Here is a 15205-nt window from a genome sequence, read left to right as displayed (position 1 = left end):
GGGTATCAAAGCTGCTGTGTATGCCAATTCCAATAAAGAGGTGGTCCATGTCCGACCCGATCGCCGCGGCCGAAGCCGCCGGCAAAGCCCGCGATATCGCCAACCGCTTCGAGACCGCCGTATTCCTCATCGCATACGGCATCGCCGAGAAGGACGGCCTCTACGAGGCCGACCCGCATAGGTATCCCTACAGCCAGGCATTCAGACACGGCATGAATATCCTCGCCGCGCTGTGCGCTGAGTGCTCCGACGATGCGGAAGAGCTGCTGCCGACGTTCAATGAGTCCGATTTCATCAGGAACAGCGCAGCGTCAGACGTGCGCGAGTGGACGGCCCGGTGGCGCGACGAGTGCAGGGAAGCCGTCGAAGGGTGCCGGTCCATCGAGATCGGGCCCCTGGCGTCAGTAGACGGCGACTACTTCGCCGCGACGTCGGAATGCTACGAGGTGCTGCGCTTTGCGGAAAACGACCTCTTGGGCGGCCATCAGGAACGCAGGGTGTATGAATTCCTCCGAGCCGGCACCCAGGAGCAATACGTGTACGGACGCAGGATGCTCATCCGCCACCCGCTGCTCACCTGGAACGAATACGTCAGGATCAAGACGGGGCTCGCCCTGGGCGACCCCGACCCCCTCGACCAGGGCGAAGCCGACACCATCGACCCGGTGTGGTTGCAGGAATTCGTCTCCATGGCCTACGAACCCGTCCCGGGCGCCGCAAAAGTATGCCCGAATTGCGGCTGGACGATGACCATGCGAGGCAAGCAGCCCCACTGCTCATCGGCGACGTGCGCCAAGGCCGTCACAGGCGATTTCGACAAGCTGGACAGCGTCGCGCACGACGCCTTCCGCCTATCCCGCGGCGTCATGCACTACATCTCTTCCCCCGGAAAGCTCGAGCTGGCGATCGCCGAGGCCGCAGCGGGCCTCGGTCTGAAATACGAAATGTGGCCCCTCAAGGACACCTGCGACATCCTGATCCATCTGCCGGACGGCCGGCAGCTTGCCGTCGACGCCAAGGCATACGGCCGCGCCGAGCGGCTTGCCCGCGAGATAGAGGACGACACCGGCATCGCCCAGATGTGCGTGGACGAGGTGGCCTATGTCGTGCCGGACCAAGTCGAACGGGACCATCCCGGATATCGCGCGCTATGCAATGCCGTCCTGCGCGGCAAGACCGGCTATTCATGCGAAACGCTGCGCAACTTCTCGAAACGACTCGATGCCGCCGCGAAGGGAGGCACGCGATGAGCGAGCCGAATGATACAGCCCAGGAAGGCTTCGACCAGCTGAAGCGCAATCTCGAGGTGCGCTATCCCGAGGACAGCGACCTATCCCTCGACGAGTTCCTGAATGTGGAGTCGCTGCTCGCGCTCGCGGTACGCGTATGCGGTCCCGGCGCCGATACCCGAAAGGCCGACAGGCTCCTATCGAACTACCAGCTCATCAGGCCCGAGACCATCGGCGCGGACGGCCACCTCATGCAGATGGCGCGCCGACACCTGTTCTCGCTGGCTTCATCCACGGCCTGGCGGCGACTGCTGGGCCTCTACGAGCGCGCGGAATATGAGCGGTACCGGTTCTTCGATATCGCCGACGGCGGAATGGCCCTGCGCGAGCACCCCCTTACCGGGATCGACCGCATGCCGATCTATATAGACCGCCTCCTCGGCGATGTCAAACTCTCCCATAAAAACGTGGTCGCGAGACCCAAAGGACGGTATTCCTACACATGCAAGCCCGAGGCGACCGGCGATACCACGGTAACCGGATCGATCCGTTGGGTGACCATGCCCGATGCCGTGCCGCCCCAAACGGGCAAGATTGACGATATCCCCCCGCAAGAGCAGGCGCCCGCCCATCGATATCACCCTCGACGAGCTCATCTCGACCGCGGACGAAGTCGGGGAGAAGACCGGGAAGACCCACTACGCCGCCGTGCTCAGAAGGGTCAAGGACCAGGGGCTCCTCAAGCGGGCCCGCGGCGGCAGCACATCCGTCGCCGACGGCCTGCGCCTCGATGAGGTCGTGAGCCTCGTCGGCCTCGTCGGCGCCGGCAAGTCCGTCCTCGCCAACATGCTCATCGTCTGCCTCGCGAAGCGCGGCCTGCGCGCGGTATCCCTGCTCAACTCGGTATCGGACGTGATGGAAAGCGTCGTCCTGCTTCGCGAGGCGGGAATCAGCGCCTCGCCCCTGGTGTCGCGCGGCAGGCGCATCGAACGGCTCGACGAGTTCTTCGACCACGATGACTCCATGCTCCTCGACCATTCCGCATCCAAATACCTGGAGACCGCCTGCATCATGGACGGGCTCTCCTCTTCCGATCCCGAGGCCTGCGGATACGGCAGCACGCCATGCCGCGGCCTCCGGTCCAAGAAGGGCGGCGCGAACTCATGCCCGTACTGGGACGTGTGCCCATCGCAGGCCATGGCCCGCGAGTCCCTGACATCCGACGTCGTGGTCACGACTCCCACCGGCTTCGCCACCATGATCGTCGGAAGGGAGCGCAAGGCATTCTTCGAGGAGGCCCTTCAGCAGTTCGACGTCGTCCTGTTCGATGAGGCGGACCGCGTGCAGGCGCAGCTCGACGGCTGCTTCGCCCCGAGCATGAGCTTCCAGGAGCTCATCCGCAACGCCGCCGACCCGACAGCCGTGGCCATGAAGCGGCGCCCGGACGACAAGATGAGGGACTTCAACGAGGAGCTTTTCTACGACCTGCGCCAGAAATCCGAGCCCGTCGCGAAGGCGCTGCTCAAATCCGTCAGGGACGACCGCGTGGCGAAATGGCGCATCGTCAAGGACGAGGCGTTCACGTCGCTCTCGCTTCTGAACGACCTCCTGGAGCAGGGCCTTCCCAAACAGGTTTACGAGGATGCCGACAAACTCATCAACCCCTATAGATTCGAGATTGCCAAGAAGAGCCTCGATGGCGGCGGCGCGGCCCTCAACAAGCTCTCGCAGGCGGTCGCGACCTCCTGCGAGGGCATCGACGACGACACCCACAGCTACTCGCTGAACGAATACCTCGCTGCATGCGGATGCTCGGAGCTTCCCGACGAGCTGCGGACCAGGTTCTCCTTCGCCCTCAAGGTCATCCGGTTCGACTCGTATCTGCGCGAACTCGCCTCCGCGCAGGACCTCCTCAGCTTCAAGGACGATTCCGTCGACGAGCTGTACAACTTCCTCAAGTTCAGCTACACGCGCCAGCAGCACTATCTCCCCAACTCGCTGATCGGCAACATCTTCGGGATGAAGCTCGACGGCAACGACCTCAGGCTTTTCCGGCAGTTCGCCTTCGGGCGGGCCTTCATGTGCTCGCTGCCCTGGCTCGATACCGACCCCGCCGGGGCGGCGCTGGGGCCGCACGTGCTCCTGCTCTCCGGTTCGAGCTGGGAGCCCGGCTGCCTGCAATACCACGTGAACAGGCCGGTCGACTACCTCCTCGAGGCGGAGCCGTGGAAGGCGGCCAAGCTCTCCACCTCGACCGTGAGGGACCTCGGCATCGAGCAGAACGTGTCCGGCAGCGCCGCCGAGATGCGTTCCGGCAACCTCGGCATCGTCCTATCGCAGACCATGGCCACGCTGAGGGACGAACTCGACGCGGAGGGCGCGGGAAAGGCCCTGGTCATCGTGAACAGCTACCGGGAGGCCGAGGACGCACGCGACCGCATCGAGCAAGAGTTCCGACGCAAGGGCCAGGCAATCAAGGTCGCGGCCCTGGTGCGCAACAACCACGACCACAGGGAGCACTTCGTGCCCCGGAGCGAAGTCTACAAGTTCTGCGACCATCCGGCCAAAGTGCTCGTGGCGCCGGCCATGGCCATCGAGCGCGGCTTCAATATCGTCGACCGCGGCGGCCATGCCGTTTTCACGAGCCTCATCTTCTCGGTGCGCCCGATGGGCACACCGCACGACCTCGGCGGGCGATACCGCAAGCTCAACGGCCTCATCGAAAGGGAGGTCGGCGACTACCCGGCCAATCCCGGGGAGTTCGCGACCGAGGTCAGGGCCTCCGCCTGGCGCACATGGAAGACCATGGAGCGGGACGAGAACCTTCCCATGGGCGCATGGAGGACCATGGGCAGGCAATTCCTCGTAGACGACGCGATCTCCACGCTCATGGTCACGATCATCCAGATATTCGGGCGTCTGGCGAGGCTTGCCGATAAGGAGAGGCCCGCGCCGCATGTCTATTTCGCCGATGCGGCCTTCCGCGGCGGCGACGGGAAGCTCTCGTTCAGGACCCTGGAAGAGCTCGGCGCCTACATGGAACGCCTCATGCACGATAGCGACCAGCCGGAGGTCGCCAAAGCCCTCTACGGGCCGTTCTACGAGTCGTTCAGGAAAGGAATCGGAAATGTCGGACTCTAAGCTGCACCTCATGTCATTCGCACCCGTCCCCGACACCAAGACGACCGTGCACGTCGTCGGCTTGCCCGACAGCCTGCGCGACGCCCTCTTCACGCTCATGCCCCCGAGGAAAGAGGGCGGCTACCTCAACACCAAAGTCCTCAAGGACGACCTGCGCTGCTGGCTCGACCGGGCCGTCGAGCTGAATCCCGTACGCCCCAACGTACATACCGACAGCTGGCTTATCGCCCTCGCCCCCATTGATCTCGCGAAGCTATGCAACGTCATCGCGGTCTGGATCTCCTCCCGCAAGGACATCGATACCCAATCCCCCGCCTACCGCAAGGTGATGGGGATGCTGCACCCCGAGACGTTCGAAGAGGCCGTGCGTGGCGAAGAGATCTGCCTGTTCAGCGGCGACGGCCGTCCCACGGGCAGGCTCACCTTCCCCGCATTCTCCGCGCAAGTCGCCGACGCCATCGCCGACATCCCCCTCGAACTCGCCAACGGCATGGTCGAGAACTTCAGCAGAGTCTCACGCGGAAACGGAAACGTCTACGAGCTGATTTCCGATATCCACTGGCACAAGGAGGACCCGTGGGCGTTCGCCCTCAGATTCCACGTCGAGACGCTGCCGGTCGGCCGCAAGGCAAGGCTCAACATGGATGTCGCCGTCCGCCGCTTCATCGGCAAGCCATGGCAGGACGACCCGTTCCTCAAACACGATGTCAACGCCTACGTCCGCACGGAAGGCGGCACGCTCCGCGTCGTCCCCTACGGCTACGACAAACAGAAGCGCGACTTGGCCTGGGACCCCGCGGCCCTGGCGAACTACGAGTTCGCCAGCGGGACCGGATTGCCCGCAGTCCGCGAGTATCTTGAGGACATGGGCAGGTACGCCCGCGACGGCTCGCAGCCGCAGATCCTATCCCCCTACGCGATGACCGCCTCCTGGGCATCGAAGCCTTCGGTCGCAAGCGGGGCATCCGTCATCGACAAGGCCATGTTCTTCGAGGCCGTCGCGGCTCGGCTCAAAGATATCGCGGAGCCCGTCGGTGCGCTCGACTCGCTTCAACTGACCCATCTCAAGGCGTCCATAGAGGAACCCAGGCAGGCGGATTGGGACAAGGACCCCGTCAGCGCACGGGCGAGACAGGAGACCTGGGGCCGGGCCAACCGCGCCAGACTCGCCCACTGCACCGGCAGGGACAGGGCCGTATTCCAGCTGATCGGCAACCAGGACGATGCCCGGCTCCTCGATATGGCAAGGGCCGAGATCTCCCGCTTTCTCGGTGGGGAGGGGGCCGTCGACGGCTTCGAGGTCGAGATCGATAACATCCCGGCAAACGACCTCCTGAACCGCATGGAGAATACCGGCGACAGCCAGGCGAAGATCCGCTGGCGCAAAGTCGCCGCCGCGCTTCCCGAGGCGACCGACCCGACCGCGTGCATAGTGGCTCTGCCGGGCGCCGAGAGCTACAAGCCCAAGGGCAAAGACGACGGCGGAGACCCCAAGCGCGCCCTGCGCATCGCGTTCGCGAAAACCGGGCGCCTGACCCAATTCATCGAACCCGAGGACTCGAAGGACAGTCCCGAGATCCGCGCGCGCGTCGCCGTCCGCGACCTCATGCGCCAGCTCGGTTTCGTACCCGAACCGGCACGCAATTCGCGCGGCATCGATACCTCGATCCCGGCGATAGGGTTGAAGGTCTACAACTCCGGCAACGGCAAGGCGCGGGCGAGCTTCCCCTATTGCGTCCGACAGGACATGAGAAGCGGTGCCGTCACCGTGTACTGCCCCCTCCTACCTGACGGAAGCCTACCGTACTGGCGCGCCCTCATCGAGTTCGCCCGGCTGAGCGGTTCCGAGGGCTTTCCGGACTCCTGCAAGCGGGCGAACGGAATGGCCCTGAAGAGGATGCTCCACGGCATAGTCCGCGCCACCGGCGACAGGCCGGAACTCCTCCTCGTCAACTCCTACGGCCGCATCCGCCAGAGAGACTGGTGGCCCGGCATCAGCGACTCCGGCCTCGAGTCGGGACCCTTGAGCTACGGACCGACCGGTTATGAGGAGCCGCTTGGCCTCGCGGGCAGCAAGCTGCGCATCCTGCGTATACGCTCCGGTCTCAACGGCGAGGTCCCCGACTGGTTCACGGACGAGGTGGCCGCGGGCGGCGCAGACGACGGCACCGTGCCGAACAGGCGCGACAAGCAGGGACTCTTCAAGATGGACGGCTACTTCCTCGCGTTGGCCCCGCGACCGGGCGACGCCCAGTACAAATGGTCCGCACGCGGATCGAAGTACGATTCGCCCACCGCGGCGTTCTGCGAGAAGACGATCAACGAGTACTGCCTTCTGTCGCCCGGTGGCGAGGCCGAGGCGCTTGCCAGCGTCAAATACGCCGAGGCCCTGCGCGGCTGCATGGTGCAGCTCTACAAGAACGATATGAGGGTGAACCTTCCCGCCCCGCTCCATCTCGCCGAGCAGGTCGAGGAGTATATCTGGGACTGGGAGCTCACCGGCAGACGGTAGCGATCCGCCCGCGAAAATGAAATGGGGAGGCCGGGAGATTCGGCCTTCCCATTTCCGTTGTCGCTACCGCTTATTCGCCTTGCGTGTATTTCGGGTGCGACCGGCGGACTCTTTCGCCGAGCCCTTCCGCTTCCCAGGGCGAGAGTCGGACGGGCTCGGCTGACGACGAGCGGAGCCCAAGTCGAAGCCGGAGTTTTTCGCAATCCTCGCCTCAATCTCGGAGCGCCGGATGCCCAGTTCCGATGCGCTGACGCGATAACCGCCCTCCTTGCAGACGACATAGAGCTCATGCGGAGCGCGTCCCCAATCAAGTACGTACCCGGCTAGGAGCATCTTGGCCTCAAGATGGTCCTTGGACATGGCACTCGAAACTGCAAATTTGAGGGCGAAGGTGGCACGGGCAACTATATCCGCCCCAATCTTCTCCTCGAGGGTTCGAGCCGGCCTTTCGGTCCCCGGTTCCGGGGTACCTCCCTTGCTGTTCTCCAGGGCGCCTTCCAGGGCGGGAGGCGTGGGGGCATCGGGGTCCCTGCCGTCCATGAGGTCTCGGACGTAGGCGCGGACCCGCGACTCGTAGCGGCGCGGGCACTCGATTTGGACCGGCTCCTCCATCCTGTGCTCGAGGGAATCGTAGAACTCCACGACCTCGCGGCTGGCGATCAGGCGGTTCGGCTCGATCTTGGGGAACACGGTGAGGCCGGCGGCGGAGCGCACGCGGGACAGGCCGACGTACAGCTGGCCCTCGGCGAAGACCTTCGTGTGGACGCAGCAGGCATCGAACGTCAGGCCCTGCGACTTGTGGATGGTGATGGCGTAGGCGAGCTTGAGCGGGATCTGGGTATAGGCACCCACGACGGCGGTCTTGACCCTGTTGACGGGCCTGCCCTCATCGTCCATCTCGACGACGGCCTCGGACTTGTTGATCTCCCATCTGTGCCGCTCGATGCGGACCTTCTCGTCCACCCCGTCGAACTTGACCGTCACGGCGTCCGCGGACGCGTCGGTGACGGTGCCCTGCGTGCCGTTGACGTAACCCTCCTGAGGGCTGTTCACGAGCGACATCACGCGGGCGCCGCGGCACAGGACGATCCTCTCCGGCGCCATCTTGTCGCCGTTTGACACCGTGCCGGTCGCGGCGGCCGCGAACTCGACCTTCGGTGCGTCGAGCGCGTCGACGTTCTCGCGGTTGATCGAATCGGCGATGCGGTTGTTGGCGCACAGCACCAGCGTGTCCTTCGGCAGGTAGGCGCGGGAGCTCTTCGAGTGCGCGTTGAAGTAATCGAGGCACGACGCGTCGCCGACGCGGGCGCGGTTCAGGTTGTCGATGAAATCGGGGTCGGATTGGCGCACGACCGTCTTGAGGACGTGCGGCTCGAAATCGAAGCCGGTCCAGTACCTCGACTTGAAGCACCAGCCCTGGAGGTTTCCGGGATAGAACTTCATCAGCAGCGCGGAGTCGCGTTCGGTCACGACCGGCGGCAGCTGGAAGAAATCGCCGACGAGGACCACCTGCTTCGCGCCGTTGCGCGTCATGGACTGGGAGATCATCCCCATCACGTGGTCGAACAGGTCGATGCGGCACATCGAGATCTCGTCGATGATGATTACCTTCGCGGCGTCGAGCACCTTGCGGGACCCCTTGGGGCCATCGGGGGCGCAGACCCCCGGCGCGATTTTCAGCGTGCGGTGGATCGTCGAGCCGTCCGTGAGGTTCAGCGCGGCGATGCCGGTGGGCGCCAGGGCGAGGAAATCGACGTTGCGCGCCTTCAGGTCCGATATGAAGGCGTTGAGCACGTAGCTCTTACCCGTGCCGGCGTTGCCCGAGAGAAACACGTTCCTCCCGTCCCTCAGCGCGCTCAGCGCCTCGGCCTGTTCCGGTGTAAAGCGGTCACCGTCTGCCATTTCCATATCCCGCCATCCGTTCGACCAGTAACGGGGAATTGATACCCGCGCAAGCGAAAAAATATACGCTGAACGGGGGTTTTGCAGAAACTATAGGAAGTTTTTGAAGGCGGGGCGGATATGCTTCCGCGCATTTCCCCGCGCGCCCGTATACCCCGATGCGCAGACGGGTACGATAGCCTCAGAATGATGTGGGCCCCGCGCAGCCGAACGGCTTGTCTTTCCCATGCGGGCATCGCGGATTTCTTTCATGGGTGGGACTTCGGTCCGAGAACAGGCCGCGATCTCGTAAGGGGTCGCGGCCTGTTCATCTGTGCGTCTATGTCTTTATGCGTGCGCGCATATGTGCAATGGTGCTGGTGTGTATATATGCGTGTGCGCGTATGTGCCTCGGCGTATGTATGCCGATGTGCGGATATGCATCCGGACAGATGTGCCGGTGATCTATACGGGAAAACCGGCGCCGGTCTCGCATGAGCTCTTCCGCCTCAGCATCGCCCATATCAGCTCGATTGCCGGGGCGACGCGCACCTGCCGGAATTCGGAAGTGTCGTAGCGCTTCCGCAGGGCGCCGCGGGCGTCGGGCGAGTACACGGCCGCCCCCTTGGGCAGCATACCTTTGGAAGCCAGCGAGTCGGCGAGCTCGAGCGGGCACACCAGCCAGTTCTCATCGCCCTCGAACGTCCTGCCGTGGCCGCTCGTGAAATCGTCCATACACGACTTGACCTCGACGAACGTGAAGGTGCCGGACTCGAGCTCGGCGGCGGTCGCATGGTTCGACGATCGGTCGCGCGGACGATGCGGCCTGTAGGCCACGAAATCGACCCGGCGGGCGTCATCGACCCAGACCTCGCTCGCGACCAGGGCGTTCTCGCGGCACAGCCTCGCCCATACCTTCTCGGAAAGCTCGGCGGTCACCTCGCCGCGGTTTCGTTTCCCCTCCATGGGGCACACTCCCCTTCGATGTAAAAAGCCGCCCGACGGTCTGCGCGACGTGCGGGCGGCCCGCCCCGGTACTACTCCTCGGAACCCTCCGGCTTGCGGGGCCGGAAGGGCACCGGCTTGATGGTCGACAGGTCCATATGCCTGCGAGCCTAGAAGAATATAAGCCAGATCGTGCCCAAGAGCAGGGAGACACATCCCACAGCGGTCACGAGGAAGTCTATGAAGGCGAGGGCCGCGGCAGCATCGACCCGGATGCCACAGGGGGCCAAGTTCGATGCGAACCCATGCAGGGGATACATGGCACAGATGAGGCATATCGATTCGAGACCTGCCGCCAACAGGGGATTCACCCCCGCCAGCTCCCTCGGATAGAACAAGCCCATCAGGACGGAATCCGCCACCAGCGCCGCCCAAATCAGGAACACGCCGACCTTAAATGCCTTGGTGTCCTCGACCAATGCCAGGGGCATCATGCAGCCGAAGAAATCGAGCAGCAAGGCCGCGGCGATCAGCTGGACGACCATCACTCCACCATGTTCTCGGCGGAGTCGGCATCGATATCGGGGTTCGAGATCAGACCGTTCAGCAGGGACGGCAGGTCGATTCCCGTGCTGTCCTTCAGGCCGGATGCGACCTGGTCGACAATCGATGTGGTCTCCTTTACGAGTTTTTGCGCGTTGCCCGATCCGTACATCTTGATGGAATCGACGGCAGTGAGGGGCTTCGCAACCTGCTCGGCTACCTTGGGCATGATGTCGATGTAGCGGTTGGCGAGCAGGTAGGGGTTATCCATGCCGTTGTACGCCTCGGCCTGGGCCTTGATTCCCGCCGCGACGCCCTCGCCGTGGGCCTTCTCGGCCACACCCTCGGACTCGCCCTTCAAGCGCGTGGCCTCGGCCTCGGCCTTCGCGCGGGCCTGGATGCCCTCGGCGTCCTTCTGGGCGGAATACAGCTCGGCGTCGGATTGGTTCTGACGCTCGATGCGGGCGGCCTCGGCCTGCTTCGTGCGCTTGTAGAGGTCGGCTTCGGCCGCCTGCTCTGCGGCGTAGCGGTCGGCCTCGGCCTGCTTCTTCACGGTCGCGTTCAGCTCGCGCTCCCTCACGTCCGCCTGGCGCTCGGCGAGCTCGACCTTCTTGGTCTCCGCGGCGATCTCGGCCTCCTGCTGGGCGATGTAGAGCTCGCGCTGCTTCTCGGCCGTCACGGTGGCCTTCACCATATCGGCCTCGGCCTTCGCCTTGTCGGCCTGCTTCTTGAGGTCGGCCTGCTTCAAGTCGAGCTGGTTCTGGCGGATGGCGACCTCCTCGGCCGCCTTGATCTGCGCCAGCTCGGCTTCCTTTTTAATCTCGGCCGCTTGATCGGCGCCCATGGAGCGGATGATGCCCTGGGAGTCGGAGAAGTCCTGCACATTGAAGGTGCGCAGCTCGAGGCCGAGGTTGGCGAGGTCGTCCTTGGAGCCGCCGAAGACCTTCGCGTTGAAGCTCTCGCGGTCGCGCATGAGCTCCTTGAGGTCCATCTGGCCGATGACCTCGCGCATCTTGCCCAGCATGACCTCGGTGACCTGGCGGGTCATCTCCTCTTTGTCCAAATTCAGGTAGTTCTTGGACGCGGTCTCGATCAGCTCGGGGGTCTGGCCGATCTGGAAGTTCGCCACGGCGCAGGCGTGGATGAGGATTGCGTCCTGCGTCGGGATGTCGTTCTCGGTGGTCAACTGCACCTGCACGGCACCGAGCGAGAGGGTGTCCACGCGCTGGAGGAGCGGGATCACGAAGGTTCCCTTGCCGGAGACGGAGCGCATCTTGCCGGCGCCGGAGACGATCATGAGCTTATCCGGCGGGCATTTGCGCCAGCAGCTCTCGAACACCAGCACGACGGCCATGATGCCGACGGCTGCGGGGAGCAGGTTGAAGATCAAAGATTCGGAAAGCATCATAGGGTTTCCTTCCCTTCAAGGGCGGCTCGGGCAGAGCCGCCCGGTTATAGATAACTTCGTCGGGGGCGGACCGGGCTCACGATCGGCACGACACCGGTTCAGTCCAACCGTCGGGACTCAAAGGCGGCGGCGATCATGTAGCTCCAGCAATTCGTATAAGAGGAGAGGCAAGGCCATCGCGAAGAGAGACGGCAGTAAGATGTAGTAAAACGCTGATCTTATAATGATGTCGTTGGCCGTCATCAGGGCCTCGAATGCTTTCAAGGCCTCGTCTGGTTCCGCATCGGAAACCGATTCGCCCTGACTGCTTTTCATATCGGCTTGTTCGGTCGCGTCGCCGACAGGCGCACTTCCGTTCAGGTCGACGTCGACGACGACATGATCACCGTCGTCGGAGATCACGGCGGCGGTCGCGTTCTCGGCGTAAGCCGCGGGCGCGATGCAGCCGAACGATGCTATGGCTATGGCCATGGCGACGAGCGGCCCTGCCGCCCTTGCGGGTATCCTCATTTCCGTTCTCCATTCCTTTTCGGGGCGCGCCCTCCCTCGGCGCTGTCCGTTTCCCCTCAGGTGGTTATTCCCCGTATCCGGCGGCTTAAACGCCGGATACGGAAAACGGCCGGAAACAAGGCGCCCACCGAGGCTGGAGCCCGATGGGCGCGTGTGCGGCTATGTGCATGTGCGTAGATATGCCGACGTGCATGTGTTCCATTGTGCGAGTGTGCGTATGCGCAACTGTGTATGTGTGCGTGTATGCGTATGTGCGATTGCGGAACCTACAGGAGCGTATCGAAACCGGGCCTGCCCAGATCCTGGCGAATGCTGCCGGTCGTGAGCTCGACGTGCGGGCGGCCGTCGGCGCCGAAGACGAGGTTCGTGGCGCCCGCCCCGGGAACCACCGTATCCACCTGCCCCGTCGTGAGATCGTATCGCATGTTGCCGACCTGCTGCTCGATATGCACCGTGCCGTCGGGCTTCAGAACGTTCCTGATCATGGCGTGCCACCTTTACGCATATATGCGGATGCGGATGCATGGGTATGTGCGGATGCGCGGTTGAGCGTTTGCGTGTGTATGCCAAAGCGCCTGCGGGCGCATCCGCACTCCCATGGTATCAGTGCCGGGGCGCGGAGTCCTTCGAGACCTCGCGGGCAGTGTCGGCGACCTTGCCGGGCGACGGCTTCTCGGCTGCCGAGGACGCGGCGGCCTTCCGGGCGACGGCGGCGATGGAGGCCGGGGTCCTCTCCGGCCTCACCCAGCCGTAGGCCTCGGCCATCTCCTCCATGTCGACGATATCCCGATTGAGATATACCGGCGAGATCTCGCCGGTATAGGCCCGCTCCAAGTCCTCGACGATCGCGTTCTCCGCGAGGAAGTTGTCGCTCGCCAGGCGCCAGTCGCCGTCGGCCTGCTGGAAGAGGACCGGGTCGGCCCCCTCATCGGTGTAGTAGACGAGCGCCGACGCCTTCTGCCCGCCGTCGGCATCGATATCGTACGAGAACGTCTTCGCTTTAAGGTCGGAGATGCGGAAGGCGACCTCGCCGGCGCCCCAGTCCCCGGCAAGGTCGCCGTGGACGGCGTATGCGTCCGCCTGCGTGTCGCCGTACAGTCCCCCCATGATGAAGTAATCGTACCCGTCCACCACGCGGTAGACGCCCAGCGTGCGGCAGTCGGGGTCGTTGCCCTGGGCACGGACGGAGTCCAGGGAGTCCTTCAGGCGGACGGCCGCCGGGTAGGTCGAGCACAGGTAGACCAGGCCGGGGTCCGGGACGTCATCGTGGATGCCCCGGTCAAATACGCAATAGCCGCCTCGCCTCGCGCCATCCAGGGCGGATTCCAGGGCGGCGAGCGCGGGGGCGGACTCCTCGCGCTCGAGCTCGCGGGCCATCGCCGGGACAAGTTCGCCGCCATAGGTTCCCAACGGCGCCTTGCCGCCGAGGGCCTTGCATGAGTCGACGAAGCGCGCGCAGTCCCCGATGTCAGGGAGAATCACCGTCAGCTGGCTTTCCCCATGCCCGAAGCCGATCTCGCGGCCGGGGCCGTCAAGGATCCCGACTGCGACGGCGGGAGGATACGCCCCGTCTACCATCTTCGCCGTGATGATCTCACGCTCGAGTGCGTCGCCCAGCATGCCCTCGATCATCTGCCTTTCCATCTTGAAACTCCATTCCATTGCCCAGGCGCATCTGGCCCATGCGTGTCCTTCTGCAAAATGCTAGCGCCGATCACCGATGGGGCCGGCGGTGCGGGTCGGCGCTTTCCGAACGGGAAGCGCCGTCGGGCCGCAGGGCGCGCAGGCGCCGCGCGATGTCGCGGATCTCGAAGCACGCGTCGAAGCGGTGCGGTATCCCCTCGCCCGCCCAGAGCATCCCGGCGCGCCCGGTCGCGATCCGGTCGACGCGGGTGAAGTCCAGCCCCAGCATATCGCAGATGCCCCTCACCTCGTCATGGACCGGCGAGCAGGCGCACCGCATGGCGCCCTCGCCCGAGACCTCGCCGTCGAGCTCGAGCCCGTACAGCTCGTCGCCGTAGAGCGCGGCGATGTGCTCCTCGGCCTCGCCGGCGGACATGTCCTCGATCTTCTCCACGGGAAACCCCAATCCCTCAGGGAGGGCGCGCGGCCGTGCGCCCTCGTATGTGTGTATCTGTGCAGGTATGCGCATGCGCAAACGCGCAGATGTGCGGACGCGCATGTGCATACCCGTGCGGACGTCAGCGAGGAAGCCCGCGGACGAGCGATGCGAAGTCCGCATCGACGCGCGACCGGTCCAGCTCCCAGAGGTCGGCGATGAAGTCGAGCAGGACCCTCACCGTCCCGGTGCGCTCGGGTCGCGGGAGGCGCGGCACCAGCAGGACGACGGAGTAGAGGGCCTGCTTGTAGCTGCGCCCCTCCTGGGGGGCACGGCGTCTCATCGCCCGGCCCCCTCGGCATCGCAGGGCGCCATACGGCGGTCCGGGCCGTCCATCTTGACGCGCTCGGTCATCTCGGCCAGGCGCGAGACGATAGCCAGGGCGTCCTCCTTGCGGCCGTACTCCGACAGCACCGCGGCGAGGCCCGCCTGGGTGTACTGGCTGGTGACGATCGTGGCGCGCTCGGCCTCGTAGCGGCCGTTGACGATCTGGAACAGCTTCGCGAGCACCCACTGGGTCGAGGAGTCCTTGCCCAGGTCGTCGATGATCAGGACCGGGACGTTCACGTACCTGCGGATTACGTCGGCCTCGCTGTCGCCGCCCTTGTCGAAGGTCGAGCGGAGCTCGGTCATGAGGTCCGCCGAGACAACGAACTTGATGCCGTGCTTGGACCTGCCCTTCGGGACGGGCCGGTACGCCCAGTTGCCGAAGCGGGGGTCGAGGCGCGAGCCGGCGTAGTCGTAGGCGATGCGGCACGCCATCTCGGTCTTGCCGACCCCGCGCGGACCGTAGATGTACAGCCCGCCGCCGTGCGCGAGGCGCGCGTCGTAGGCATGCTCCGGGGCGGCCACTCCCTCGGCGATGCGGCGGGCGAAGCGCGGCGGGATGCCGGTCTTGCGCACGACCGCCTCATGGA

Annotated in this window: 13 protein-coding genes; 3 read left to right on the top strand and 10 right to left on the bottom strand. The window is 64.8% G+C overall.

Going from position 1 to position 15205, the window contains the following annotated elements:
- The first annotated feature begins 47 nt into the window (after positions 1–47).
- From GPA_RS06785 to GPA_RS06775, 3 genes are all read left to right on the top strand, one after another.
- Positions 48–1250: a restriction endonuclease-related protein gene (locus GPA_RS06785; protein ID WP_015539401.1), complete on the top strand. Its 1203-nt coding sequence runs from the start codon at positions 48–50 to the stop codon at positions 1248–1250.
- The gene (locus tag GPA_RS18025; RefSeq protein WP_156790952.1) at positions 1247–2023 is read left to right on the top strand and encodes a pPIWI_RE_Z domain-containing protein; all 777 of its coding nucleotides are present in this window, start codon (positions 1247–1249) and stop codon (positions 2021–2023) included. The genes GPA_RS06785 and GPA_RS18025 overlap by 4 nt, the downstream gene beginning before the upstream one ends.
- 2333 nt (positions 2024–4356) lie before the next feature.
- On the top strand, positions 4357–6882 hold the full coding sequence (locus tag GPA_RS06775; protein WP_015539399.1) for a pPIWI_RE module domain-containing protein: 2526 nt from the start codon (positions 4357–4359) through the stop codon (positions 6880–6882).
- 63 nt (positions 6883–6945) lie between these two features.
- Here GPA_RS06775 and GPA_RS06770 read toward each other — a convergent pair whose 3' ends face one another.
- The 10 genes from GPA_RS06770 to GPA_RS16745 all read right to left on the bottom strand — a co-directional run.
- Positions 6946–8790 carry an ATP-dependent DNA helicase gene (locus GPA_RS06770; protein WP_015539398.1) on the bottom strand — a complete coding sequence of 615 codons (1845 nt, stop codon included), beginning with the start codon at positions 8788–8790 and terminating at the stop codon, positions 6946–6948.
- A 438-nt stretch (positions 8791–9228) separates the two neighbouring features.
- The gene (locus GPA_RS06765; protein ID WP_015539397.1) at positions 9229–9729 is read right to left on the bottom strand and encodes a hypothetical protein; all 501 of its coding nucleotides are present in this window, start codon (positions 9727–9729) and stop codon (positions 9229–9231) included.
- A gap of 149 nt (positions 9730–9878) precedes the next feature.
- Positions 9879–10253: a hypothetical protein gene (locus GPA_RS06760; protein WP_015539395.1), complete on the bottom strand. Its 375-nt coding sequence runs from the start codon at positions 10251–10253 to the stop codon at positions 9879–9881.
- Positions 10253–11659, bottom strand: a complete 1407-nt coding sequence (locus GPA_RS06755) for a flotillin family protein (protein ID WP_015539394.1) — start codon at positions 11657–11659, stop codon at positions 10253–10255. The genes GPA_RS06760 and GPA_RS06755 overlap by 1 nt, the downstream gene beginning before the upstream one ends.
- Positions 11660–11776: 117 nt before the next feature.
- Entirely contained in the window at positions 11777–12169 is a 393-nt protein-coding gene (locus GPA_RS06750; RefSeq protein ID WP_015539393.1) for a hypothetical protein, read from the bottom strand.
- A gap of 266 nt (positions 12170–12435) precedes the next feature.
- Complete coding sequence (locus tag GPA_RS06745; protein ID WP_015539392.1) at positions 12436–12654, bottom strand: hypothetical protein; 219 nt, start codon at positions 12652–12654, stop codon at positions 12436–12438.
- 118 nt (positions 12655–12772) lie between these two features.
- The gene (locus tag GPA_RS06740) at positions 12773–13813 is read right to left on the bottom strand and encodes a hypothetical protein (protein ID WP_156790950.1); all 1041 of its coding nucleotides are present in this window, start codon (positions 13811–13813) and stop codon (positions 12773–12775) included.
- A 70-nt stretch (positions 13814–13883) separates the two neighbouring features.
- A complete protein-coding gene (locus GPA_RS06735) occupies positions 13884–14246 on the bottom strand; it encodes a hypothetical protein (RefSeq protein ID WP_041239210.1) in 363 nt (120 codons plus the stop codon).
- Positions 14247–14370: 124 nt separating this feature from the next.
- On the bottom strand, positions 14371–14571 hold the full coding sequence (locus GPA_RS06730) for a hypothetical protein (RefSeq protein ID WP_015539390.1): 201 nt from the start codon (positions 14569–14571) through the stop codon (positions 14371–14373).
- The coding region (locus GPA_RS16745) for an ATP-binding protein (protein WP_049784047.1) at positions 14568–15205 on the bottom strand (638 nt) is incomplete at its 5' end. The genes GPA_RS06730 and GPA_RS16745, both read right to left, overlap by 4 nt.

The organism is Gordonibacter pamelaeae 7-10-1-b (assembly GCF_000210055.1).
Lineage (GTDB): Bacteria > Actinomycetota > Coriobacteriia > Coriobacteriales > Eggerthellaceae > Gordonibacter > Gordonibacter pamelaeae.
This window is presented reverse-complemented; position numbering and strand designations above follow the sequence as displayed.